General features: G+C 37.0%; 24 protein-coding genes. 21 read left to right on the top strand and 3 right to left on the bottom strand.

Annotation, left to right across the window (positions count from 1 at the left end; all coding sequences use genetic code 11):
- Nucleotides 1-3: 3 nt before the first annotated feature.
- The 9 genes from mutL to glnA all read left to right on the top strand — a co-directional run bounded on the left by mutL (nt 4) and on the right by glnA (nt 9,246).
- The gene (mutL, locus tag CIL03_RS03615; protein ID WP_094883841.1) at nt 4-1,842 is read left to right on the top strand and encodes a DNA mismatch repair endonuclease MutL; all 1,839 of its coding nucleotides are present in this window, start codon (nt 4-6) and stop codon (nt 1,840-1,842) included.
- 59 nt (nt 1,843-1,901) lie between these two features.
- Complete coding sequence (locus CIL03_RS03610) at nt 1,902-2,351, top strand: Dps family protein (RefSeq protein ID WP_094883840.1); 450 nt, start codon at nt 1,902-1,904, stop codon at nt 2,349-2,351.
- Nucleotides 2,352-2,375: 24 nt separating this feature from the next.
- Nucleotides 2,376-3,311, top strand: coding sequence for a tRNA (adenosine(37)-N6)-dimethylallyltransferase MiaA (miaA, locus tag CIL03_RS03605; RefSeq protein ID WP_094883839.1), 936 nt, complete (start codon nt 2,376-2,378; stop codon nt 3,309-3,311).
- 145 nt (nt 3,312-3,456) lie between these two features.
- Complete coding sequence (gene hfq, locus CIL03_RS03600; RefSeq protein ID WP_094883838.1) at nt 3,457-3,681, top strand: RNA chaperone Hfq; 225 nt, start codon at nt 3,457-3,459, stop codon at nt 3,679-3,681.
- Between the two features lie 108 nt (nt 3,682-3,789).
- The gene (gene spoVK, locus CIL03_RS03595; protein WP_094883837.1) at nt 3,790-4,722 is read left to right on the top strand and encodes a stage V sporulation protein K; all 933 of its coding nucleotides are present in this window, start codon (nt 3,790-3,792) and stop codon (nt 4,720-4,722) included.
- Between the two features lie 99 nt (nt 4,723-4,821).
- Nucleotides 4,822-6,060: a GTPase HflX gene (gene hflX / locus CIL03_RS03590; protein ID WP_094883836.1), complete on the top strand. Its 1,239-nt coding sequence runs from the start codon at nt 4,822-4,824 to the stop codon at nt 6,058-6,060.
- Nucleotides 6,061-6,066: 6 nt separating this feature from the next.
- Entirely contained in the window at nt 6,067-7,311 is a 1,245-nt protein-coding gene (locus tag CIL03_RS03585) for a methionine gamma-lyase family protein (protein WP_094883835.1), read from the top strand.
- 154 nt (nt 7,312-7,465) lie between these two features.
- Nucleotides 7,466-7,831 (top strand): MerR family transcriptional regulator, encoded by a 366-nt coding sequence (locus tag CIL03_RS03580; RefSeq protein WP_133087814.1) that lies wholly within the window; start codon nt 7,466-7,468, stop codon nt 7,829-7,831.
- 77 nt (nt 7,832-7,908) lie between these two features.
- Nucleotides 7,909-9,246, top strand: coding sequence for a type I glutamate--ammonia ligase (glnA, locus tag CIL03_RS03575; protein ID WP_094883833.1), 1,338 nt, complete (start codon nt 7,909-7,911; stop codon nt 9,244-9,246).
- A gap of 334 nt (nt 9,247-9,580) precedes the next feature.
- On the opposite strand, the gene CIL03_RS03570 is transcribed toward glnA, so the two are convergent.
- Nucleotides 9,581-11,626, bottom strand: a complete 2,046-nt coding sequence (locus tag CIL03_RS03570; protein ID WP_094883832.1) for a catalase — start codon at nt 11,624-11,626, stop codon at nt 9,581-9,583.
- Between the two features lie 167 nt (nt 11,627-11,793).
- Between CIL03_RS03570 and CIL03_RS03565 the strand changes: the two genes are divergently transcribed.
- Both CIL03_RS03565 and CIL03_RS03560 read left to right on the top strand, forming a co-directional pair.
- Nucleotides 11,794-12,291 carry an RNA polymerase sigma factor gene (locus CIL03_RS03565; protein ID WP_165767887.1) on the top strand — a complete coding sequence of 166 codons (498 nt, stop codon included), beginning with the start codon at nt 11,794-11,796 and terminating at the stop codon, nt 12,289-12,291.
- Nucleotides 12,284-13,399 carry an anti-sigma factor gene (locus tag CIL03_RS03560; protein WP_165767886.1) on the top strand — a complete coding sequence of 372 codons (1,116 nt, stop codon included), beginning with the start codon at nt 12,284-12,286 and terminating at the stop codon, nt 13,397-13,399. Before CIL03_RS03565 ends, CIL03_RS03560 begins: the two co-directional genes overlap by 8 nt.
- 24 nt (nt 13,400-13,423) lie before the next feature.
- Here the strand turns inward: CIL03_RS03560 and lexA are convergent, their stop codons facing one another.
- Nucleotides 13,424-14,047, bottom strand: coding sequence for a transcriptional repressor LexA (gene lexA, locus CIL03_RS03555; protein WP_094883829.1), 624 nt, complete (start codon nt 14,045-14,047; stop codon nt 13,424-13,426).
- A gap of 280 nt (nt 14,048-14,327) precedes the next feature.
- Between lexA and CIL03_RS03550 the strand changes: the two genes are divergently transcribed.
- From CIL03_RS03550 to CIL03_RS03510, 9 genes are all read left to right on the top strand, one after another.
- Nucleotides 14,328-14,969, top strand: a complete 642-nt coding sequence (locus CIL03_RS03550) for a YneB family resolvase-like protein (RefSeq protein WP_094883828.1) — start codon at nt 14,328-14,330, stop codon at nt 14,967-14,969.
- Nucleotides 14,970-15,067: 98 nt separating this feature from the next.
- Nucleotides 15,068-15,301 carry a DUF896 domain-containing protein gene (locus CIL03_RS03545; RefSeq protein ID WP_094883827.1) on the top strand — a complete coding sequence of 78 codons (234 nt, stop codon included), beginning with the start codon at nt 15,068-15,070 and terminating at the stop codon, nt 15,299-15,301.
- A 111-nt stretch (nt 15,302-15,412) separates the two neighbouring features.
- Complete coding sequence (gene tkt / locus CIL03_RS03540; protein WP_094883826.1) at nt 15,413-17,413, top strand: transketolase; 2,001 nt, start codon at nt 15,413-15,415, stop codon at nt 17,411-17,413.
- Nucleotides 17,414-17,574: 161 nt separating this feature from the next.
- Nucleotides 17,575-18,027, top strand: coding sequence for a sporulation inhibitor of replication protein SirA (gene sirA, locus CIL03_RS03535; RefSeq protein WP_094883825.1), 453 nt, complete (start codon nt 17,575-17,577; stop codon nt 18,025-18,027).
- A gap of 66 nt (nt 18,028-18,093) precedes the next feature.
- On the top strand, nt 18,094-18,315 hold the full coding sequence (locus CIL03_RS03530; protein ID WP_094883824.1) for a YneF family protein: 222 nt from the start codon (nt 18,094-18,096) through the stop codon (nt 18,313-18,315).
- A 185-nt stretch (nt 18,316-18,500) separates the two neighbouring features.
- Nucleotides 18,501-19,205, top strand: coding sequence for a cytochrome c biogenesis CcdA family protein (locus CIL03_RS03525; protein ID WP_094883823.1), 705 nt, complete (start codon nt 18,501-18,503; stop codon nt 19,203-19,205).
- Nucleotides 19,206-19,270: 65 nt separating this feature from the next.
- A complete protein-coding gene (locus tag CIL03_RS03520) occupies nt 19,271-19,696 on the top strand; it encodes a Na(+)/H(+) antiporter subunit B (protein WP_094883822.1) in 426 nt (141 codons plus the stop codon).
- Nucleotides 19,697-19,714: 18 nt separating this feature from the next.
- The gene (locus CIL03_RS03515; protein WP_094883821.1) at nt 19,715-20,101 is read left to right on the top strand and encodes a response regulator; all 387 of its coding nucleotides are present in this window, start codon (nt 19,715-19,717) and stop codon (nt 20,099-20,101) included.
- A gap of 20 nt (nt 20,102-20,121) precedes the next feature.
- Nucleotides 20,122-20,598 (top strand): CcdC family protein, encoded by a 477-nt coding sequence (locus CIL03_RS03510; protein WP_094883820.1) that lies wholly within the window; start codon nt 20,122-20,124, stop codon nt 20,596-20,598.
- Nucleotides 20,599-20,655: 57 nt separating this feature from the next.
- Here the strand turns inward: CIL03_RS03510 and CIL03_RS03505 are convergent, their stop codons facing one another.
- Nucleotides 20,656-21,135, bottom strand: a complete 480-nt coding sequence (locus CIL03_RS03505; RefSeq protein WP_094883819.1) for a DUF2621 family protein — start codon at nt 21,133-21,135, stop codon at nt 20,656-20,658.
- Between the two features lie 273 nt (nt 21,136-21,408).
- Here CIL03_RS03505 and CIL03_RS03500 point away from each other — a divergent pair, with 273 nt between their 5' ends.
- Entirely contained in the window at nt 21,409-22,539 is a 1,131-nt protein-coding gene (locus CIL03_RS03500) for an ATP-binding protein (RefSeq protein WP_094883818.1), read from the top strand.
- Nucleotides 22,540-22,752 lie beyond the last annotated feature (213 nt).

Genomic DNA, 22,752 nt, shown 5'->3' with positions numbered 1-22,752 from the left:
TGCATGAATATTATACAAATGCCTGATGCATTGGCTAATAAAATAGCTGCCGGTGAAGTTGTGGAGCGGCCGGCTTCCGTTGTTAAGGAACTGGTCGAGAATAGTATCGATGCAAACAGTACATGGATAAAAGTTGAAATTGCAGAGGCAGGACTGCAGCAGATTAAAATTACCGATAATGGCGATGGCATGTCTGAAGGCGACTGTGAAGCAGCCTTTCTAAGACATGCAACAAGTAAAATAAAACATGAAAGTGATTTGTTTCATGTTAAAACACTTGGTTTCCGCGGTGAGGCTCTCGCGAGTATTGCTTCTGTAAGCAGATTGACGATTCAAACCTCCCAAGGGGATGAAGCAGGGACATTTTTGGCACTGGAGGGTGGAAAGGTTACGGAGAAAAAGAAAAGCAGTGCAAGAAAAGGGACAGAGTTTTTGGTAGAAGACTTATTTTTCAATACACCGGCACGCCTGAAGTATATGAAGAGTCTTCATACAGAGCTTGGCCATATAACGGATTTGCTTAATAGGCTGGCATTATCGCATCCGGAAATCAGATTCGAAGCTACACATAACGGAAAAGGCTTATTTAAAACATCCGGCACTGGTGACCTGCTTCAGGTAATTTCCCAAGTTTATGGGATGGGAGTGGCAAAACAGATGCTTCCTGTAAGCAATAAGACGTTGGATTTCACCATAGAGGGTTTTATTGCCAAACCAGAGATTACAAGAGCATCAAGAAACTATATATCTACCATTATAAATGGAAGATATATTAGAAGTATTCCACTGACTAAAGCGATTCTTCGGGCATATCATACGTTATTGCCAATCGGGCGTTCTCCGATCGTGGTGCTTTCCATCGATATGGATCCTGTTCTGGTTGATGTAAATGTACATCCAACCAAACTGGAAGTGCGTTTCAGCAAGGATAAAGAACTGTTTATCGCAATTGAAGAGTCAATCAGAAATAAATTCCGGGAGATAACCTTAATTCCTGAATTAACACAAAAACCGCTGCCAAAAGAAAAATCAATTCAGCATGCAATGGATTTTGACTCATCAGCTAAACAAGAGCCAGCTGCTTCTGTGGTGAGGGATACTGTTATCCGCGAAGAACAAGCAGATGTCCATCTGGGAGGGGTAGAAACGGAGAACAAACGACCAATTGTGAAAGAATTCCCCGGTTATGGCCAAAACACAGAACATCCGCTGCAAAACGAAGAAAGGCAATCATTTTCTGAAGAAAAGCCTGTAACCCAACGTGTGCCCGCAATGTACCCAATTGGACAATTACAGGGTACTTATATCTTAGCCCAAAATGAAAATGGATTATATATGGTAGATCAGCATGCTGCACAGGAACGGATTAAATATGAATTTTTCAAGAAAAAATTGGGACAAACTATGAATGAATCACAGGAGCTGTTAATCCCCCTGACTTTCGAATTCTCAAAACAGGAAGCTATTTTTATTGAGGAATCCAAAGGGAGATTAGAAGAAGTTGGCTTGTTTTTTGAAGCCTTTGGCCATCAAACCTATATCATTCGCTCACATCCTAATTGGTTCCCTGCAGGTTTTGAGGAAGAGGTCATCAGGGAAATGATTGAGCAGATTATGAATGAAGAAAAAATCAATGTTGAGTCGATCAGGGAAGATGCGGCTATTTTAATGTCCTGCAAACGGTCCATTAAAGCAAATCATTATTTAAATCATGATGATATGTTCCGGCTGCTGGAAGACTTGCGACAAACAACGGATCCATTCACTTGTCCGCATGGCAGGCCAATAATTGTCCATTTTTCTTCCTATGAACTTGAAAAAATGTTTAAGCGTGTAATGTAGGAAATGTATAAATAGAGTACCCCTCGTAAAAGCTATGTAAAAAGCTTGCGGGGTGTATTATGGATAATCAAAAACTGATCAATTTTCTGAATCAATTGCTCTCGAACTATTTTGTTATGTATGTAAAACTGCATCGATACCATTGGTTTGTGCAGGGCAGGCATTTCTTTCAGCTGCATGAACTGTTTGAGGAAATGTATACAATGTTTGCGAATGACCTTGATGAAGTGGCAGAAAGAATTTTAATGATTGATGGAAAACCACTTGCCACCATGATTAAATATTTAAAGGAAACCACATTATATGAGGCGAACGCAGATGATAAGGAAGATGAAATAATTGCACAGCTGATACAGGATTATGAACAGATTATTGCTGAAATCCGAGACATAGGGCTTGAACTGGCTCGGGAGCAAAAAGATGATCCAACAGAAGATTTACTGATTTCTTTAAGAGCTAAGCTGGAAAAGCATATCTGGATGCTAAAAGCATACCGTGCATATGAATAAATAATGTAATTTAGGGGAAAGCTAATGAAAAAAACTGTAATTGCTGTGGTTGGACCAACTGCGGTAGGCAAAACAAAGTTGAGTATTGAGATTGCTAAACGCTTTAATGGCGAAATAATCAGCGGGGATTCCATGCAGGTATACCGGGGAATGGATATAGGTACGGCTAAAATTAAAGAAAATGAGATGCAGAATATTCCTCATTATATGCTTGACATCAAAGAACCTGATGAGGAATTTTCGGTTGCTGATTTTCAAAGCCATGTTCAACAATATATTGATGCCATTTCAGATCATGGCAAGCTGCCTGTTATAGCAGGAGGCAGCGGATTATACATACAGGCCGCTCTATATGATTATAATTTTTCCACACAAAAAAGAGATGACTCCATTACACAACGGCTTGAAAACATAATTAAGGCTGAAGGAATTACACCTCTTTATAACCGGTTGAAGCAGGTAGATTCTAAACAGGCAAAAAAAATCCATCCAAATAATCACCGGCGCGTCATCCGAGCGATTGAAATCTATGAAACAACTGGATTGACTATGTCGGAATATCAAAAAAAGCAACATGTTCAATCCCCTTATAATATACGGATTATAGGTTTAGAAATGGACCGGGAACTATTATATGATCAGATTAACAAACGAATTGATACCATGATGGAAGAAGGATTGCTTGATGAAGTTGAAAGGTTATACGCCAGTGGCTTTGGAAGCAGACAATCGATGAAGGCTATCGGTTATAAAGAATTTATTCCTTATTTAAATGGGAGGCAAGGTCTTGAAGAATCCGTAGAATTACTAAAACGTAACTCCAGAAGGTATGCAAAAAGACAATTTACCTGGTTTCGAAATAAAATGGATATTTCCTGGTACTCGATTACGCCAGAAACAATTAATCAAAAATTTAGAATAATTTTAGATGATTTAGCAGGATTTTTAAATGAAGTGTAGAAATAGATGTATATAGAGATAGAAAAGCACAGGCGACTGTACAAGGTGAACGCATAAGCAGGAGGTTTTGATGACTCGAATATCAAATGCTTATGAAGACAGCTAATGGGAGCCGGAATCAGACAGAAAAAGAGGAGGAAGTGCTATGGCTCAAACTGTGAATATTCAGGACCAATATTTGAACCAGCTAAGAAAGAATCATATTTCAGTTACTGTATTTCTTACGAATGGTTTTCAATTAAGGGGTGTTGTAAAAGCTTTTGATAATTTTACTGTTTTATTAGAAACAGATGGCAGACAGCAATTAATTTTTAAACATGCTATCTCAACTTTTGCCCCAGTTAAAAACGTAACACTTGAAAAAGAATAATAACGAAACGGATGCTTAGCTGCATCCGTTTTTTAGTTTCCTCAACATAGGCGTTTGTCACAACTCTTTTATTCTGGGCGTATACTAGGTTGAGTAAGGAGTGATGACGTGGGGACTCAGATAAAACGAAACAGTAATGGCCAGATTAATATCGTGTTGCATGATAAGAAAGAATTAAAAACAAAACAAAATAAACAATTGCATTATATAGAAAATGGTAACAGTCCGTTTAAGCATATAGACCAGCAATTTTCATCATTCGTCGCCATGAGGGAACTTAAACGTACCATTAAGGAGATATATGCAACAATTGTTGTGAATGAAAAGCGAAAACAGGTTGGTCTTACTTGCTCAAAACAAGTGCTCCATATGCTATTCAAAGGAAATCCGGGGACAGGTAAGACTACAGTTGCCAGGAAGCTTGCAAAAATATATTTTGATATGAACCTGCTATCGAAAGGTCATTTTATTGAAGCAGAACGTGCTGATCTGGTAGGCGAATATATCGGTCAAACTGCTCAGAAAACACGATCCATTATTCAAAAGGCAATGGGTGGTATTTTATTTATTGATGAGGCATATTCACTTGCTCGTGGTGGTGAAAAGGATTTCGGCAAGGAAGCGATTGATACATTAGTAAAACATATGGAAGATAACCATAATGATTTCGTTTTAATATTGGCCGGATATCCTTACGAAATGGAGCGATTTTTATTATTGAATCCAGGACTGAAATCCAGATTTCCTTTTATATTGGATTTTAGGGACTACGATGTTGATCAGCTTATGGAAATTGCCAGACAAATGGCCTCACAGCGTGATTATCAGCTAACGAAAGAGGCTGAATTGGATCTTCGTTCACACTTATATAAAAAAACGCAGGAAAATGAGCGTAATTTTTCAAATGCCCGCTATGTTCGAAATGTGATTGAACATGCAATTCGAATGCATGCAGTGCGTTTAATGCTGCTTGATGAGTTTCGGACAGATGACCTTATACAGCTAACAGGACAGGATTTGCAGTTTGATGGTCAGGAATAGCAATTATTCTGTCTGCTTTGTAAACCATAGCCGCCTTTGTTATGATAAAGGCATACTTGCGAAGGTGAATTACGATGCAGCAGAAAGAGGTCAGCATATATGTCTGAAGAAAATATACTCATTATTGCGGTTAAAAAACAAGAGCAAAACCAGGAAAGGTTTGAATCCTCATTAGATGAGTTAATTTCACTGAGTAAAACTGCTGGTGGAACGGTGAAAAAAGTTATCACTCAAAATCGGAACCGTATTCACCCTGCTACTTATATTGGTGAAGGAAAAATTGAAGAAATTAAAGAGGAAATAGAGCAGCTGGATATTGATCTAGTAATATCGAATGATGAGTTATCAGCAGGTCAATTGCGGAATTTAACGGATCATTTCGAGGTCCGGCTGGTTGATCGAAGTCAGCTTATTTTAGATATTTTTGCCCAGCGTGCTCATACAAAGGAAGGTAAACTGCAGGTTGAGCTTGCACAGCTGGAATATTTGCTGCCAAGGCTTTATGGGCAAGGCGTTGCTATGTCACGTCTTGGTGCAGGAATTGGAACCAGAGGACCAGGGGAAACAAAATTAGAAACAGATCAGCGTCATATCAGACAGCGAATATTTGATATTAAACGAAGACTGAATATGGTTGTGAAACAACGTGATCAATATAGAAAAAGACGAAAGACCAATGATGTCTTTCAAATTGCTATTGTTGGCTACACAAACGCTGGAAAGTCTACGTTATTCAATCGTTTGACGAAAGGCGATTCACTGGAGGAAGATCAGTTGTTCGCAACACTAGACCCTTTAACCAGAAAGATACAGCTTCCTTCCGGGTTTCAAACGTTAATTACAGATACAGTTGGTTTTCTGCAGGAATTGCCGACTGCCTTAATTGCATCATTTCGTTCAACCTTGGAAGAAGTTACAGAAGCGGATTTCCTGCTGCATATCGTGGATAGCTCCCACATGGACCGGGAACAGCATCAGGACACAGTAATAAAGCTGCTGGAGGATTTAGGGGCACATACTCTGCCAATGCTGACCGTATATAATAAAAAAGATTTGCTTAAAGAAGATTTAATACCGATAAATCATCCGTATATTTATATCAGTGCATATGAGCAAGATGATATTGAACAGCTTTTAAAGAAAATTGAAAGTATCTTACAAGAGGATTGGGAAAGCTATTCATTACGTTTAAATCCTGATCAGGGGAAAACACTGCATCGTCTGATGCGGGAAACAATTGTCAGTGAAAAATATTTTAATGAAGATACAAATGAATACATTGTAAAAGGATATATCCGCTCAGATCATCCATTGCAAAGTTTACTAAAGGAGTATTAACAGCAAATGATAGAACAATTAATAATGCAAGCAGAAGAAAATTGCAGGAATCAGTATAGAGAAATAACAGAAATTGCTGAATCAAATCAAAAGCGCGTATTGGAAGCATTTAAAAATAATCGAATAAGCGACAGCCACTTTAATTCGACAACCGGATATGGCTATGATGATCTCGGGCGGGAAGGGCTGGAAGCAGTGTATGCAGAAGTGTTTGGTGCAGAGGATGCCTTGGTCAGACCACAGCTTGTTTCAGGAACACATGCAATTTCTACTGCCTTATTCGGATTGCTGCGCCCAAATGATGAGCTCATTTATATTACAGGAAAGCCTTATGATACTTTAGAAGAAGTCATTGGCAAAAGAGGAAATAGCAGCGGCTCTCTGATGGATTATCATATTTTATATAAAGAAGTGGATTTAAATGGAAATGGTACCATTAATTTTGAAGCTGTAAAAAATGCAATCTCCCGTCAAACAAAAGTTATTGGCATCCAGCGATCAAAGGGCTATGACGATAGACCATCCTTCACAGTCAGTGAAATCGAAGAAATGATCCACTTTGTAAAAAGTATCAATCAGAAATTGATTATATTTGTTGATAATTGTTATGGGGAATTTGTAGAGGATCGGGAACCATTGCATGTTGGTGCAGATATTATGGCAGGCTCCTTAATTAAAAATCCGGGTGGCGGGATTGTCCGGACAGGTGGTTATATTGCTGGAAGTAGTGATCTTATACTTCAGTGTGCCAACAGATTGACTGCACCAGGACTTGGAAAGGAAACAGGGGCAACATTAAATACACTGCAGGAAACATTTCAGGGTTTCTTTTTAGCCCCGCATGTAGTTGGAGAAGCTTTAAAAGGAGCTGTTTTCACATCAAGATTTTTGGAGCTTGCAGGATTTCAAACATCACCAAACTATCTGGCAAAACGTACGGATTTAATTCAATCCGTCACATTTGATAAGCCTGAACAGATGATAGCTTTTTGTCAGGAAATACAAAGAAACTCACCGGTAAATTCATACGTGACACCATATCCAAGTAAAATGCCAGGATACGAAGATGATGTAATTATGGCTGCCGGCACATTTATTCAAGGTTCAAGTATTGAATTATCGGCAGACGGTCCGATTAGAGAACCATATACGGCATTTGTGCAGGGCGGTCTTACTTATGCACATGTAAAACTTGCAGTAATAGAATCTATTAAATCTTTGATAACAAATGATTATTTGTTGATAAAATAGGGTAAAAGAAAAGGGTGGATAACTTCTGCTCTTTTCTTTTTTATTATATGTAAGGAAACCTTACATCAATTTGACGGATTATATTACATAGTATATAGTTATTGACATAAAAAGATTGGGAGGTCATTAGTTGAATGATCAGGATCGCCGTTCTATGCCTTTATTTGCAATAGGTACTGTAATGAAACTTACAGAGCTCTCAGCAAGACAGATTCGATATTATGAAGAACATCAATTAATTTCACCTGAGAGAACTACAGGCAATCAGCGGTTATTTTCCTTCAATGATGTTGACAAGCTTTTGGAAATAAAGAATTTACTGGATAAAGGTCTGAATATGGCAGGTATAAAACTTCTGTTAACAGATAAGGTAAATAAAGCAGCTGAAAAGAATGAAACAATGAAAATAACTAATAAAGAGCTTAGAGAAGTTTTAAGAAATGAGCTTAGTGAGGCTGGCAGGTTTGGAAAGTCAAGCTTACGTCAGGGTGAACTTTCAAGGTTTTTTGTTAAACGGTAATAAGTATAGGGTTTGTTTTAATTAATAAACCGTTTCTAACACATACTTAATATAAAAAATACTAGGAGGAAAATGAATTGAGTGACAGGTTTACAAAGGAAGCGATTAAGGAACGAATTGAAGAAGAAAATGTGAGGTTTATCCGTTTGCAATTTACGGATATGCTTGGGATTATCAAAAATGTGGAAATCCCCCTCAGCCAGCTGGACAAAGCACTCGATAATAAAATGATGTTTGACGGTTCTTCCATTGAGGGCTTTGTGCGTATTGAAGAGTCTGATATGTATTTATATCCGGATTTGGATTCATTTGTTGTATTTCCATGGACGTCGGATAAGGGAAAAGTAGCACGTTTCATTTGTGATATTTATAATCCTGATGGAACACCTTTTGAAGGGTGCCCGCGTTACAATCTAAAAAGAAATCTGAAGAAAATGGAAGAATTGGGTTATGACGCTTTTAATATCGGAACAGAGCCTGAATTCTTTTTATTCAAACTGGATCAAAATGGTGAGCCTTCATTAGAACTTAATGATCATGGCGGATATTTTGATCTTGCACCAACAGATTTAGGAGAAAATTGCCGCAGAGATATTGTGCTTGAACTCGAAGAAATGGGATTTGAAATTGAAGCATCCCATCACGAAGTAGCTCCTGGACAGCATGAAATAGATTTTAAATATTCTGATGCTGTGAAGCATGCAGATGATATTCAAACATTTAAATTAGTTGTAAAAACGATAGCAAGAAAGCATAATTTACATGCAACATTTATGCCGAAACCATTATTCGGTGTTAATGGATCCGGAATGCACGTAAATATGTCCTTATTTAAAGAAGGAGTTAATAAATTCTTTGATAAGGAAGGCGATATTCAATTGAGTGAAACTGCCTACCAATTTACTGCAGGTATCATGAAGCATGCAACCAGCTTTACAGCTATAACGAACCCGACAGTAAATTCATATAAGCGATTGGTTCCTGGTTATGAAGCACCGTCTTACGTTGCCTGGTCTGCTTCAAACAGAAGTCCATTGCTGAGAATACCGTATTCCCGCGGACTAAGTACAAGAGTCGAAGTGAGAAGTGTTGATCCATCGGCTAATCCCTACATGGCTATGGCAGTATTGCTTGCAGCGGGACTTGATGGCATTGAAAATAAATTGACACCACCAACCCCTGTTGATAGAAATATTTATGTAATGACTAAAGCAGAGCGTGAAGAAAACGGGGTTAAGGATCTACCTGCAACCTTGATGGATGCATTGAATGAATTACAGAAGGATGATGTTATTATTTCGGCATTAGGTGAGCATTTATTTGAACACTTTATTGAAGCAAAAGAAATTGAATGGGATATGTTCCGCACTACTGTACATCCATGGGAAAGGGAGCAGTATTTGGCTTCGTATTAAGCTTGATTAACGTTTTGTATGCTGCTATTCAATAAGGTTTCAAAATGATTTTAACCCAAAATTATTCTTAAAATATCGTCCATATTTTTCATTAACTGGACGGTATTTTCTTGTTTCGGCTTTTAAATGTCTCAGCAGAAACTATGGCTAAATTGTAAGTAATATTGAAATAGCTATCATTGTATCAGGTATATTTTTCCTATTTATTTTTTCGGGAATTTATAGGTAAACTCCTATCTTACAAAAATATAAAACGCTGGGAAAATTTGTTTTTCCCAGCGTTTTATATTTTGGCTATTATATTCAACTTTATAATTGTCAGGTTTAAATCGAATTAAACTACATTTCTATCCCAATGCCGGTGTTTTGCAATATCCTGAAGAAACTTTTCAACAAAGCTTTTACCGTTTCCTTCAACAACGCCTGGGCTTTCAATCATTTGATTCACTTCCAGCCATGCGATTCCATCATGCGTAGCACCAATGGCTTTATAGTGTTTGAATGCTTCCATAATAAAGTAATTTGCATTTTTATAAAACTTTTCATTTACGTCCTTGCCGCCTGCAATATAGATTGCATCGTACAGTACTGGATCCGTTGTTGAAAAGGTGTGATCCACCATCAGGTCATCTTTACTTTTTCCTGTTACAACCCCTTGTTTATCACTGATAATTTCATATGCAACCCCTGCCAGGTTTAATCTCTGCAGAATATCTTTTACTTCTGCATCATGAAACCCATTGTGCAAAATTACACCAATTTTGCGGCCCACTGGAGTTTTGTTCGTATTTTCCTGACTTAGTGCAGGAGATGCTTTTGTAACAGTTGATTCTTCTGCTGTTGGCGGGGTTTCCCCTAAATTGTTTGCAATTTCAGCTGCCATTGCTAAATCAACATTTGCAAACATGTCAACTACCTGCTGTCGGACTGATTTATCTTTGACACGTCCGACTTCAAAGCTGAAAGCATCAATTATATGCTGTTTTTCAGAAGGACTCATACTATTCCAAAACAATTTTGGCTGAGAAAAGTGATCATTAAAGCTTTCACTTCTGGCCTGGACGACACTTCCTTCTACTTTCTCCTGATAATGAACAAAGCCGCCCTCTTCCTCAGTTGTTGGAGCTGGCGTATGAGCAGCCATTGAATTGTTATTGTAGGAGACCTTCCCTTTATTTATCGTTTGCCTGTGGTAGCCGTCCCGCTGGTTATTATGGAATGGACATACTGGCTTATTAATCGGAATTTCATGGAAGTTCGGACCGCCTAATCGAATTAGTTGTGTATCAGTATATGAAAATAAACGGCCTTGTAACAAAGGGTCATTAGTAAAATCAATACCTGGGACAATATGACCGGGATGAAAAGCAACTTGCTCAGTTTCAGCAAAAAAGTTATCAACATTTTTATTTAACGTTAACTTTCCGATAATTTTTAATGGGACATCTTCCTCAGGCCAGATTTTAGTAGGATCAAGAATATCAAAATCAAAGGCAAACTCGTCTTTCTCCTCAATGATCTGAACACCTAATTCATATTCAGGGAAATCTCCCATTTCAATGGCATCAAAAAGATCTTGCCGATTAAAATCAGGGTTTTTACCGGCAATTTTTTCTGCTTCGTCCCATACCAGTGAGTGAACGCCAAGCTTAGGTATCCAGTGGAATTTAACAAAATGGGCTTTTCCCTGATCATTTACAAAGCGGAATGCGTGAATTCCAAATCCCTGCATCATTCGAAAGCTTCTGGGGATTGCACGATCAGACATCAACCACATAACCTGATGAGCTGATTCCTGATTATTAGCAACAAAATCCCAAAATGTATCATGTGCGCCAGAAGCCTGTGGTATTTCGTTATGTGGTTCGGGTTTAATTGCATGAACGATATCGGGAAATTTAATACCGTCCTGAATGAAGAAAACTGGCATATTGTTAGCTACTAAATCGTAGTTTCCTTCTTCCGTATAAAATTTTGTAGCAAAACCACGAACATCACGCACGGTATCAGCTGACCCACGGGAACCAACCACCGTAGAAAAACGAACGAAAACTGGTGTTCTGACGTTTGGGTCTTGTAAAAACTTTGCTTTCGTATATGGTTTCATTGATTCGTATACTTCAAATTCACCGTGTGCAGCTGTTCCTCTGGCGTGCACCACACGTTCCGGTATTCGCTCATGGTCAAAATGTGTTACTTTTTCCCGAAAATGGAAGTCTTCCATCAGTGTGGGGCCACGTTTACCAGCAGTTAAAGACAATCCATCCTCAGAGACCTTCAACCCTTGATTGGTAGTCAGTTTCTTGTTCGCATCATTAACTCGAAATTGCTCTAACTGTTTCTGTTTGCTATTTTCGTTATTTTTGGGAGTTTCACTCATGACAAAATCCTTCCTTTTTTAGTTACAATGTAATATCCCCAATTGAGGAGTATTTATAAGCTCAAATTTCTTTATTTTTTTGAGAAAAATAATAAAAGAAAATGAAAAGTATGATAACGTTTTTGTTATTATTACGTTATATATACAGAAATGAAAAGAGGGTCATAATGGCATCATTTATTGAACAATTACATAGAAAATATGCAGCAGATGTAAACCGCTATTTGCTCTCTTTAACAAAAAATCACCATATTGCTGAAGAAATTACACAAGAGACCTTTTACCGTGCATATATATTTCTGCATAATGACGGGATTGAAAATGAAAAATCCTGGTTATTCAAGGTAGCATATAATACATATATTGATCATTTAAGAAAAAACAAAAAGACTGTATCAAAGGATGATGATTATTTCCAGCGGCTTAAAGCATATGAAAAATCAATAGAAGAGCAATATGAAATAAAAGAGATGCTGCATGAATTGCTTTTAAAGCTTGATGAATTACCGGTCAAGCAAAAACAAGCTATATTACTGGCAGATTTCCATGAGTTTAGTTATAAAGAAGCTGCAGAAATTCTGCAGATTACACCTAATTATTTTAAAATACTATTATTCAGGGCTAGACAAAAATTGCGTCATGACAGGGGGACTGATGATGAGTAAAGACAGATACAAGGAAGAATGGCGGGATAAACTAAAAAGATTTGAGGCAGGTGAATTATCTTCTGCTGAAGCTGAGGAATTTGAAAAAGAATTAAATAAACTGGAAACACTTCAGCAGCATATGGATGAACAGGAACCCAGTCGCAAAAATTACAAACCAATGGAACGCCTGAATTTACGAAAAACGAAATGGAAGCTCCGGTTTGAACAGGTTGGAACAATAATTGCTGCCTTTTTACTGATTACAATAATTTGTTCAGTTGTAACTAATATATTTTTCACGACTGGTGATCGGCAGGTTCTTTATGATGATGTTGTCAAGCGGGTCTATGATATTACGAAACCTGGTGTAAGTCTCTCTGGTTCAGGCGGGGGCATATCACCTTACTTTACGAAAGATAAAACATATACAATTGAAAAGCAAATAGGGTCAGAGACTCAGGTGATTGGATCCTTATCGACTAGACACTTTTTTTCCCAATTGAATACCAAAGATAAAGTTTATGATGGATCAGGTGAAGAGCCTCAATTTTATACTTTGAAAAATACAGTAACAGAGATGGAATTAATCGATAAATGGTCAGTCTTAGAGAAAATAGCAGATGTCTCAGTATCCAATGTTTATATTACATTTGATCGAAACTATTCCACTGAAGAAGTGAATAGACTATTTGATGATTATGATGTGGAGATTCTTTTTTATCCTGTGGACACAGGAATCGCGGATGATGAACCGATCGGCTTTCCAAACGATCCAATGTGGCTGGAGACGGACTGGACCTTAGAATCTGAAAGAAAGGAAGGCAATACTACATCAGCCACCTATTCCGCTCCGGGTTATGATGAAGGTGATACTGAAATTTTGCAAGAGCAATTTATGAAAGTTCTTCACTTCCTCAATGATTACAGTAAACAGACCCGTGAAGTAAATTATAATTTGAGGTCTGAAGCTCTATCTTCCGCAATAAGCTATTTAGAAGAACACGGAATTAATCATTACGGGGCAGTAATTACCGGTCCGACAACCGAAATTATAAAGATGCAGGATCAGGAATTTATCTATGCAATAGATTTAGATGAAAGTGACTTATATAATTGGAATAGATAGAAAAGCTGCCATGTGGCAGCTTTTTTAGTGAATATTTCTATAAAGTCCGATTACTTTTCCTAAAATAGTTACATTCTGATAAATTAACGGTTCCATTGTTGCATTTTCAGGCTGCAGGCGGATGTGATCTTTTTCTTTAAAGAAACGCTTTACGGTCGCCTCATTTTCTTCCGTCATTGCAACAACAATATCACTATTATCTGCAGTGTTCTGCTGTTTAACAATTACCATATCTCCATCAAGAATACCTGCTTCAATCATACTTTCTCCTTCAATTACCAGAACAAATAAATTATCATCAGGCCCTGCACTGGAAACTGGTAAAGGAATAAATTCCTCGATATTTTCCACCGCAGTAATCGGTAGTCCTGCTGTAACTTTACCAATTACCGGAGCATATCTTGCTGTTTCTCTAGGAATATTCTCATCTTCTGAATGATTAAGTATTTCAATTGCCCTAGGTTTAGTAGGATCCCTCCTGATATACCCCTTGCTTTCAATTCTTGCCAGATGGCCATGAACTGTTGAACTTGAAGCCAGACCGACTGCTTCAGCAATTTCGCGGACGGAAGGCGGATACCCTTTCTGTCTAACCTCATCTTTTATAAAGTCCAGAATCATTTGTTGTCTTTTGGAAAGTTTAGTCATCTAGTAAACACCTCGCACATAGGATTATTAATAATAGTTTACCATTAATATACAGACAATGCAAACATTCGTTCGAAAAACACTTGACAGGATCGTATGTTCGTGTGATACTGAATGCAACAGCGAACAAAAGTTCTAATTCTAGAGGGGAAGGGTAGATAATATGTTTGAAAAAATAATTAAATCCGATGCATTTTATTTAATTGCCTTTGCATTAATGTTAGGATTTTTATATTTTTCCATGATAACGAGCGGGTAATGTAAACAAGGGGATTATAGAATGAGAGCCATAATTTATTGTCGTGTAAGTACAGATAAAAAGGAACAGGAAACATCATTAGCCAGGCAGAAACAGGAACTGGTCAAATTGGCAGGTAGCTATAATATGGAAATAGTAGATTGCATTGGAGAACAGAAGAGCGGTTATGAAATAGAACGGGATGGGATATTTCAGATGCTTGATTATTTCTCTTCAAATCAAGCCGATTGTCTGTTAATTCAGGATGAAACCAGACTCGGTCGGGGGAATACAAAGATTGCCTTATTCCGTCAATTGCAGAAATTAAATATACCCGTCTATACTGCTATTCATGATGGTAAACTCCAGCTTTCGGAATCTGATTCCATGGTTCTTGAAATTGTTGGAATTGTGGAAGAGTTTCAAAGAAAAATTCATAATGCCAAAATAAAAAAGGGCATGAAAAAGGCAGTTGCTGAAGGTTATGACCCATCCAGGAACCTCTCGAACCGGAATAAGTCTTCCGGGAGAGAAAGGATTGAATTTCCAATAGAAGAGGTCATTCGACTGAGACGTAATAATCTGACATTTGAGGAGATAACAAAAACATTGAATGGACTTGGATATCCTGTATCAAAGGCTACCGTTCACAGGCGTTATCAGGAGTTTCAAATACTTGAATAACATATATAAGCAGGGTAAGATAAAAAACAAGGATTATTGATTTCCTTGTTTTTTTACTGCTTTTAAGGGGAATTCACCCATTTAGGAGGTTATATAGCATGTTATCCAAAGAAAAACTGAATCGGATCAATGAACTTGCAAAAAAATCCAAGAACGAAGGATTAACTGTAAAAGAGCAGTCTGAACAAAAGAAGCTGCGTGAAGAATATTTAAAAAATGTCCGGAGTTCTTTTAAAAACCAGTTTAAGACGATGACTGTGGTTGATCCTGAAGGTAATGACGTAACACCGAAGAAAGTAAAAGATCTTCAGGAAAGAAATAAAAAACATTAAAATGTTAATAAATAGACAAATATGATGTCAGCTATTACTTGTTCCAGAAGGTAATTCATTATAGAATAAATAAGGATACAACAAGTGATGAAATGTGGAAGGAGAAATTACATGTCAAATATCGAACAACAATCAATTAATACCATTCGTACATTATCAATTGATGCGATTGAAAATGCGAATTCCGGACACCCGGGTCTGCCTATGGGTGCAGCACCAATGGCTTATACACTTTGGACAGATTTTATGAATCATAATCCGAAAAGCTCTAAATGGTTTAATAGAGATCGCTTCGTATTATCAGCAGGACATGGTTCTATGCTTTTATACAGTCTGCTGCATTTATCCGGATATGATGTAACAATAGAAGATTTAAAGAATTTCCGTCAGTGGGATTCCAGAACTCCAGGCCATCCTGAAGTAAATCACACAGATGGTGTAGAAGCAACAACTGGTCCTCTTGGTCAGGGTATTGCTATGTCAGTAGGTATGGCAATGGCTGAAGCGCACTTAAGTGCGAAATTTAACAAAGAGGATATATCAATTGTTGATCACTTCACTTATGCTCTTATCAGTGATGGGGATCTTATGGAAGGCATTTCTCACGAGGCTGCTTCATTAGCAGGTCATTTAGGATTGGGGAAATTGATTGCACTTTATGACTCCAATGATATTTCACTGGATGGAGAATTAAACCGTTCATTCTCTGATAACACAGAGCAGCGTTTTAAAGCATATAACTGGCAGGTAATCCGTGTAGAAGATGGTAACGATGTTAATGAAATAAGAAATGCAATTAAAGAAGCACAGAAAAATACAGAACAGCCAACATTAATCGAGATTAAAACAGTTATTGGCTATGGTTCACCGAATAAATCAGCTTCAGCAGCATCCCATGGTGCACCACTTGGAGCAGATGAAGTTAAATTAACAAAAGAATATTACAAGTGGGGCCATGAAGATTTTCATGTACCGGAAGAAGTTTATGCTGATTTTAATGAAAAGATTGGTAAAAATGGTGAAGATGCTGAAGCTAACTGGAACCAGCTTTTAGAAGCCTATAAAGAAAAGTATCCTGAGCTTGCAAATGAACTTGAACTGGCAATGAAAGGCGAACTTCCGGCTAGCTGGGACAAAGATCTGCCTGTGTTCGAACCTGAAAAAGATACCCTTGCAACAAGAGCATCCTCAGGAAAAGTTCTAAACGCAATTGCGGAAGCAGTACCAAACTTCTTTGGCGGAAGTGCTGACTTAGCAGGATCAAATAAAACAACAATTAATAATGAAGAAGATTTCTCACGTGAAAACTATGCAGGCAGAAACGTATGGTTTGGTGTACGTGAGCATGCGATGGCTGCTGCATTAAATGGAATGGCTCTTCATGGCGGCTTAAAAGTCTATGCTGGTACATTCTTTGTTTTCAGTGACTATTTAAGACCAGCAGTTCGCTTGTCATCTATTATGAATGCGCCGGTTACGTATGTATTTACACATGATTCAATTGCAGTTGGTGAGGACGGCCCTACACATGAGCCAGTAGAACATCTGGCTGCATTAAGAGCAATGCCGGGATTATCACTGATTCGTCCGGCTGACGGAAATGAAACACAGGCTGCCTGGAGATTGGCATTGGAATCAACAGACACGCCAACCGCATTGGTTCTTACCAGACAGAATCTGCCAACATTGGAAGGCACGAAAGAAAAAGCTTACGAAGGTGTTAAAAAAGGTGCATATGTTGTCAGCAAATCTGAAAAAGACACACCGGATGCAGTACTTCTGGCGACTGGATCAGAAGTTCAGTTGGCAGTTGCTTCACAGAAAACGTTAAAAGAGAAAGGAATCGATGTAAGTGTTGTCAGCATGCCTTCATGGGACCGTTTCAACCAGCAGGATGAAGCTTATAAAAATGAAGTAATTCCTCCACAGGTTAAAAGCCGTGTTGCTATTGAGATGGCTGCATCATTTGGCTGGGATCGCTATGTTGGTGACAATGGAAAAATTATTGGCATCGACAGATTTGGTGCCTCTGCAAACGGTGATAAAGTAATTGCAGAATATGGCTTTACGGTTGAAAATATTGTGGAGCATGTAGAGTCATTGGTTAAATAAATTATATTTAAAAAACAGAGGTTGTCCTTGAGGGTCTGACCCTTTGAGGGACAACCTTATCTTTTTCTCACTATCCGACAAAACTAGTGCTTTTTTGCAAGTTAATCTGACATTATTCTGAAATAGAATACGTATAATGGAATGTAAAAGGAGAGATTCCGATGTATGAGTATTCTGTGTACTGGATAATAGAAGATGTTGCGAGGCATTATTTTCATAAAAGTGATATTTTATATCGATTTTTAAAAGATTATCAGGATAATCGGGATCGAATAGATTTAGCTGCACAATTTGCTTATATAACAAAGAATATCCCCCAAAAAAACTTGATTCCACACATGAAGCAATATTACCGGGATAAGGGTTTTATAAAAATTAATCGATCTTTAATAGAAATATATAAAGATGGGGAATATATTTCTTTACATATGAATGAAAAACATTTAAAATTTCGTTGTAAAACATTACAAGTTGCTGAGGGAATTTTATTTCCTATGCTCAGACAATTTCAGCCAATTTTATTTATTACAGGAAATGATATAGATAAATATGGCTGGATTTCACCTGTGAGCAAATTGAGTGAATATCAAAGAGAACAAGTATTGTATTCTTAAGCTTGATTTATTATACTTTATAAAGGATGTTCTAAAAGGAGACAGCACGAAGGAGGAAAGCTTGAAATGGACGTAATTTGGGTAGTATTAATCGCTATAGCAGCGTTAATCGCTGGTGTTGCTCTGGGATTTTTCATTGCTAGAAAATATATGATGAGCTATTTAAAAAAGAACCCGCCAATAAATGAGCAAATGCTGCGTACGCTAATGATGCAAATGGGCCAAAAGCCATCGCAGAAGAAAATTAATCAAATGATGCGTGCGATGAATAATCAGCAAGGCAAGTAGTGATTATTCCTGATATTAGTTTAACGAAGGTATGTAAACCCCTTGCTTTTTATACAGCAAGGGGTATATTTTTTTAATGAACAGCAGTGGATGAAAAGATTCCTATATTTGTCATATTCATCGTAAGTTGTTTGCCGCTCCTTCTGTTAAAATAAAAGAAGCGATATAAATAGGGGGATACTACTATGTCTGAAATTAATATATTTCTTGCCTTTGGCGCAGGATTTTTATCATTTATATCACCTTGTGTATTACCACTTTACCCTGCATTCCTCTCATACATAACCGGAATGAGTGTAAGTGAAATTAAAGAAGAGAACAAGAGGATGAATAGAAAAGCCTTGCTGCATACTGTCTTCTTTTTAATTGGTTTCTCAAGTATTTTTATTGTGATGGGCTTTGCAACATCTTACATTTCCGGGTTTTTGCTTACTTATCAGGATATCATAAGACAGGTTGGCGCAATTTTAATAATCTTTTTCGGCCTCGTTATCGTAGGTATATTTAATTTTAAGTTTTTAATGAAAGACAAAAAAATCACATTTAAAAACAGACCGGCGGGTTATGTTGGTTCCTTCCTGATAGGTTTAGCTTTTTCACTGGGATGGACCCCGTGTACCGGGCCGATTCTGGCAATCGTTATTTCTCTTGCTGCAACCAATCCGGAACTTGGCATGGTTATGATGATCAGCTATATTTTAGGGTTTTCCATTCCATTCTTCCTATTGGCCTTCTTTATCGGTAAATTGAAATGGATGAAGAAACATAGTCTGAAACTGGTTAAAATTGGTGGGTATGTCATGATATTTATGGGGATTGCATTGTTCTTCGACTGGTTGACTGACTTGACTTCATTTTTGGCTGGATGGTTTGGGTTCCAGGGTTTTTAGTGGATTTTCGAATTATTTTAAACTATAATTATAATCTATATATGCTATAAAGGAGAACGCTCTTAATGTATAAACCGAATGATCTTATTTTACGTACGACTACATCATTAATAGCCTTTATCCTATTAGGCTTTGCTATTTATTTGCTGCTGGCAGGACACAATTCTCCAGGTGGCGGGTTTGTGGGGGGGCTGATGACATCCGGAGCAGTATTATTGATGTACATGTCATATGGGATTGAAGCTGTAAAAAAGATGCTGCCGATTAATTTCGTTACATTGATTCCAATAGGTCTCGGAATTGCGGTATTGACAGGGGCAGGGTCATTTTTATTTGATGTTCCTTTCATGTCACAGACTTTTGGTTATTTTACTGTACCAATTTTTGGTGAAATTGAGCTGGCCACCGCGATGCTATTTGACCTTGGTGTTTATTTTACTGTTGTGGGAGTAATGATTACGATAATTTTGTCCATCGCAAATGATCAGTGACGATTAGGGGGAAATTAAATGGCAAAAGTACTTGTAGTCGATGATGCTAAATTTATGCGGATTACATTGGCATCGATTTTAGAAAAAGAGAATCATGAAATAATTGGGGAAGCAGAAAACGGCAAGGATGCAATTGAGCTATATAAAAAGCTGAGGCCTGAATTAGTAACAATGGATATCACTATGCCTGTTATGGATGGAATTGATGCAATCAGAGGAATAATGGCTTTTGACAGTAATGCGACTGTTATTGTATGTTCAGCAATGGGGCAGCAAAAAGTAGTTGTTGAAGCAATTGAATCTGGAGCAAAAGATTTTATTGTAAAACCTTTTGAAGAGAATCATATATTTGAAACTATTGCCAGGGTTTTGAAGGAAAATAATAACAATGTTGCAAATACCTGAGCAAGAGAGAGTGGTTTATTATGTTTTGGGTAATAGCTAGTACAGTTGTTGCTGCTTTTATGGCTGTTACTATGATTTTTGTACGTTTGAAGGCAGCGAAAAAGCCTGCATCTGTAAAAAAGATTATATTGCCACCCTTATTTATGAGTACAGGCGCATTGATGTTTATCTTTCCTGAATTTCGAGTTGCATGGATGCAAGTATTTGAAGCGATAACAGTTGGAGTAATCTGTTCGATTTTTTTAATTAAAACATCAAGATTCGAAATCCGAGACAACGAAATCTATTTAATTCCATCAAAAGCATTTGCCTTTATTTTATTCGGATTACTATTTTTTCGGATAATCCTTAAATTAATCATTGGCAGTACAATATCACTAGGTGAAACGAGTGGCATGTTTTTCATTCTTGCCTTTGGCATGATTGCGACATGGAGAATAGCAATGTTATATCAATACTTACAGTTGAATAAAAAACGCAATTATTCATGTACATAAAAAAAGCTGTCTCATAGGAACTTTTAATCCCAGTCCTTTATGAGGCAGCTTTTGTTCTTATTTTGTTTTTTCATATCTTTCCTGCCAATTAACAGAGTAGTCATCTTTTGCTTCATTGAAGAATTTCTCATATGGTGCGGCATCAATATTCTTTTGCTTTAATTTTTTTCGTAAAAATTTGTGATCCCGTTTGGGTGTTGCAATGATATATCCTTGTATCAAAACATCCTGGGTTATTGTTTTCTGGTCTTTTTTTAATGCCACTTCTCCAATTTTACTTGCGATTTTATGTCTGGCAACATCTCTGAATAATTCCGGAACAGGGGAGACTAGTTCTTCCAATAAGTGTTTTTCATCCTCATCCCACATATGTATAGTTTTTTCCATATAATAGTTTTCCCAGTCCATATCAGATTTTCCGTCTTCTTTTGGCATTTGCTTCAGAAATTTCCGGAACATAAAGAACCCGCCAATTCCCATTAAGCCAATTAGTAAGAATCCCCAAAGTATAATTAAATAATCTACAATTATTGACATTTTTCTCACCTGAACCTTCTAAAACGTAATTTATTAAAAGCCCATTTCCGTAAATATGTAAAATGAATTTATTTTTTGTAACAATTATAGTAAGATTACTATTGATTAGTATAAAAGCAGCTATTCTAAACGTAATAAGCAAATATCGCTTATATCTTATTATAATGGTTGAAAGACTTACAAACAAGCGTCATATATTGTTATTTAATTTCATATAGTTAACAAAGATGAAAGTGTTTTGTTGAATTTTGCAGAAAAGTGGGGGAAGTTGTGGTGGGTTATAAAAAATCGAATTCAGAAAATAACACAAACGAGCCAGAACCAAATAAGACCGAATGGAATCGAGCAAAAGGGCACTTTCCTGAATTATCAGCATTGCCCCAATTTATGATGAAATGGATCGAAAACTATAATAATGACGTTATAACGGTATGGGATCGAAATGGTGAGATTATATTCATTTCGGAATCCATTGAACGTTTGTTTGGTTACCGCGTCAGTGAGTTGCTGGGTACATACTGGTATGAAAAGATATCCTCAGAGGATTTAGGCTATATCATGAAATATTTTGATCAAGAGGATAATAACAGTCAAAGGTTTTCTATTAATATTATGAATAAGCAGGGAAAGTATATTTGGACAGAATGCACTACTGCAAAGATAGTTGATAAAAATAGTGGTCAAGCTTATTTCATATCGATACTGAAAGATATAACGGATAAAAAAGAAAATGAAGAAATGATGGTGCGATCAGAAAAAATGTCTGTAGCTGGTCAGCTTGCAGCAGGTATCGCACACGAAATAAGAAACCCTTTAACTTCATTAAAGGGATTTCTGCAATTAATGCAGGCAGGTGTGAATCGTAAAGAAGAATATTATAAAATTATGATTGACGAAATTGAGAAAATAGAAACCATTACCACAGAACTTTTATTTATTTCAAAGCCACTGACGGATAATAAAAAAGTAGAGTCAGTGTCTGCCATGCTTGATGATGTTATAGCCCTATTAAGTCCACAGGCAAAACTAAATAATATTGAAATCAAAAAGCTGTTTTCAGAGGATGTAACTATTTACTGTGACCGTTCTCAGCTGAAACAAGTATTTATTAATCTCTTTAAAAATGCGATTGAGGCAATGAATCATTCTGGTACAATAAAATTACAAGTCAGCAGGCGCCACCCGAGTATTGAAATTGATGTGATTGATGAAGGTGTTGGTATATCGGAAGAGATTATACATAAGCTTGGTGAACCCTTTTTTACTACAAAACAAACAGGTACAGGTTTAGGTATTATGATAACGAAGCAAATATTAGAAAGACATAATGCAACGCTTGAAATTAAAAGGAATCCCGACATTGGAAGTACATTCCGGATTATTTTCCCTGCAAAATTAGATTAAATAAATTGTTTAATCTATGCAACTATAACTAACTGCATAGATTAAGTGTCTTTCAGATAAGTAAAACTTATCAATATACATAAGATATTAGTATACTATAAGTCTAATGAATCATTTGTTTTCTCCGTCAAATTCCGATAAGATAGATGTTGGAGACATAAATTATACTTTTGAATAGTATATGATCTTTCATTATTACATTTGAAATTCTAA

It is taken from the genome of Virgibacillus indicus (assembly GCF_002266285.1).
In the GTDB taxonomy this organism is placed as follows: Bacteria; Bacillota; Bacilli; order Bacillales; family Amphibacillaceae; genus Virgibacillus_K; species Virgibacillus_K indicus.
Note: the sequence above shows the minus strand (reverse complement) of the source record. Positions and strands in the feature narration are given on the sequence as shown.

Bases quoted from the DNA above. Each gene is read 5' to 3' on its own strand.
- lexA (WP_094883829.1), bottom strand. From the start codon at position 14,047: ATGACTAAACTTTCCAAAAGACAACAAATGATTCTGGACTTTATAAAA.
- miaA (WP_094883839.1), top strand. From the start codon at position 2,376: ATGAAAAAAACTGTAATTGCTGTGGTTGGACCAACTGCGGTAGGCAAA.
- CIL03_RS03550 (WP_094883828.1), top strand. From the start codon at position 14,328: ATGAGAGCCATAATTTATTGTCGTGTAAGTACAGATAAAAAGGAACAG.
- CIL03_RS03510 (WP_094883820.1), top strand. From the start codon at position 20,122: ATGTTTTGGGTAATAGCTAGTACAGTTGTTGCTGCTTTTATGGCTGTT.
- CIL03_RS03560 (WP_165767886.1), top strand. From the start codon at position 12,284: ATGAGTAAAGACAGATACAAGGAAGAATGGCGGGATAAACTAAAAAGA.
- hflX (WP_094883836.1), top strand. From the start codon at position 4,822: ATGTCTGAAGAAAATATACTCATTATTGCGGTTAAAAAACAAGAGCAA.
- mutL (WP_094883841.1), top strand. From the start codon at position 4: ATGAATATTATACAAATGCCTGATGCATTGGCTAATAAAATAGCTGCC.
- CIL03_RS03545 (WP_094883827.1), top strand. From the start codon at position 15,068: ATGTTATCCAAAGAAAAACTGAATCGGATCAATGAACTTGCAAAAAAA.
- CIL03_RS03610 (WP_094883840.1), top strand. From the start codon at position 1,902: ATGGATAATCAAAAACTGATCAATTTTCTGAATCAATTGCTCTCGAAC.
- CIL03_RS03585 (WP_094883835.1), top strand. From the start codon at position 6,067: ATGATAGAACAATTAATAATGCAAGCAGAAGAAAATTGCAGGAATCAG.
- tkt (WP_094883826.1), top strand. From the start codon at position 15,413: ATGTCAAATATCGAACAACAATCAATTAATACCATTCGTACATTATCA.
- CIL03_RS03580 (WP_133087814.1), top strand. From the start codon at position 7,466: ATGCCTTTATTTGCAATAGGTACTGTAATGAAACTTACAGAGCTCTCA.
- CIL03_RS03565 (WP_165767887.1), top strand. From the start codon at position 11,794: ATGGCATCATTTATTGAACAATTACATAGAAAATATGCAGCAGATGTA.
- CIL03_RS03505 (WP_094883819.1), bottom strand. From the start codon at position 21,135: ATGTCAATAATTGTAGATTATTTAATTATACTTTGGGGATTCTTACTA.
- hfq (WP_094883838.1), top strand. From the start codon at position 3,457: ATGGCTCAAACTGTGAATATTCAGGACCAATATTTGAACCAGCTAAGA.
- CIL03_RS03520 (WP_094883822.1), top strand. From the start codon at position 19,271: ATGTATAAACCGAATGATCTTATTTTACGTACGACTACATCATTAATA.
- sirA (WP_094883825.1), top strand. From the start codon at position 17,575: ATGTATGAGTATTCTGTGTACTGGATAATAGAAGATGTTGCGAGGCAT.
- CIL03_RS03570 (WP_094883832.1), bottom strand. From the start codon at position 11,626: ATGAGTGAAACTCCCAAAAATAACGAAAATAGCAAACAGAAACAGTTA.
- CIL03_RS03515 (WP_094883821.1), top strand. From the start codon at position 19,715: ATGGCAAAAGTACTTGTAGTCGATGATGCTAAATTTATGCGGATTACA.
- CIL03_RS03525 (WP_094883823.1), top strand. From the start codon at position 18,501: ATGTCTGAAATTAATATATTTCTTGCCTTTGGCGCAGGATTTTTATCA.
- CIL03_RS03530 (WP_094883824.1), top strand. From the start codon at position 18,094: ATGGACGTAATTTGGGTAGTATTAATCGCTATAGCAGCGTTAATCGCT.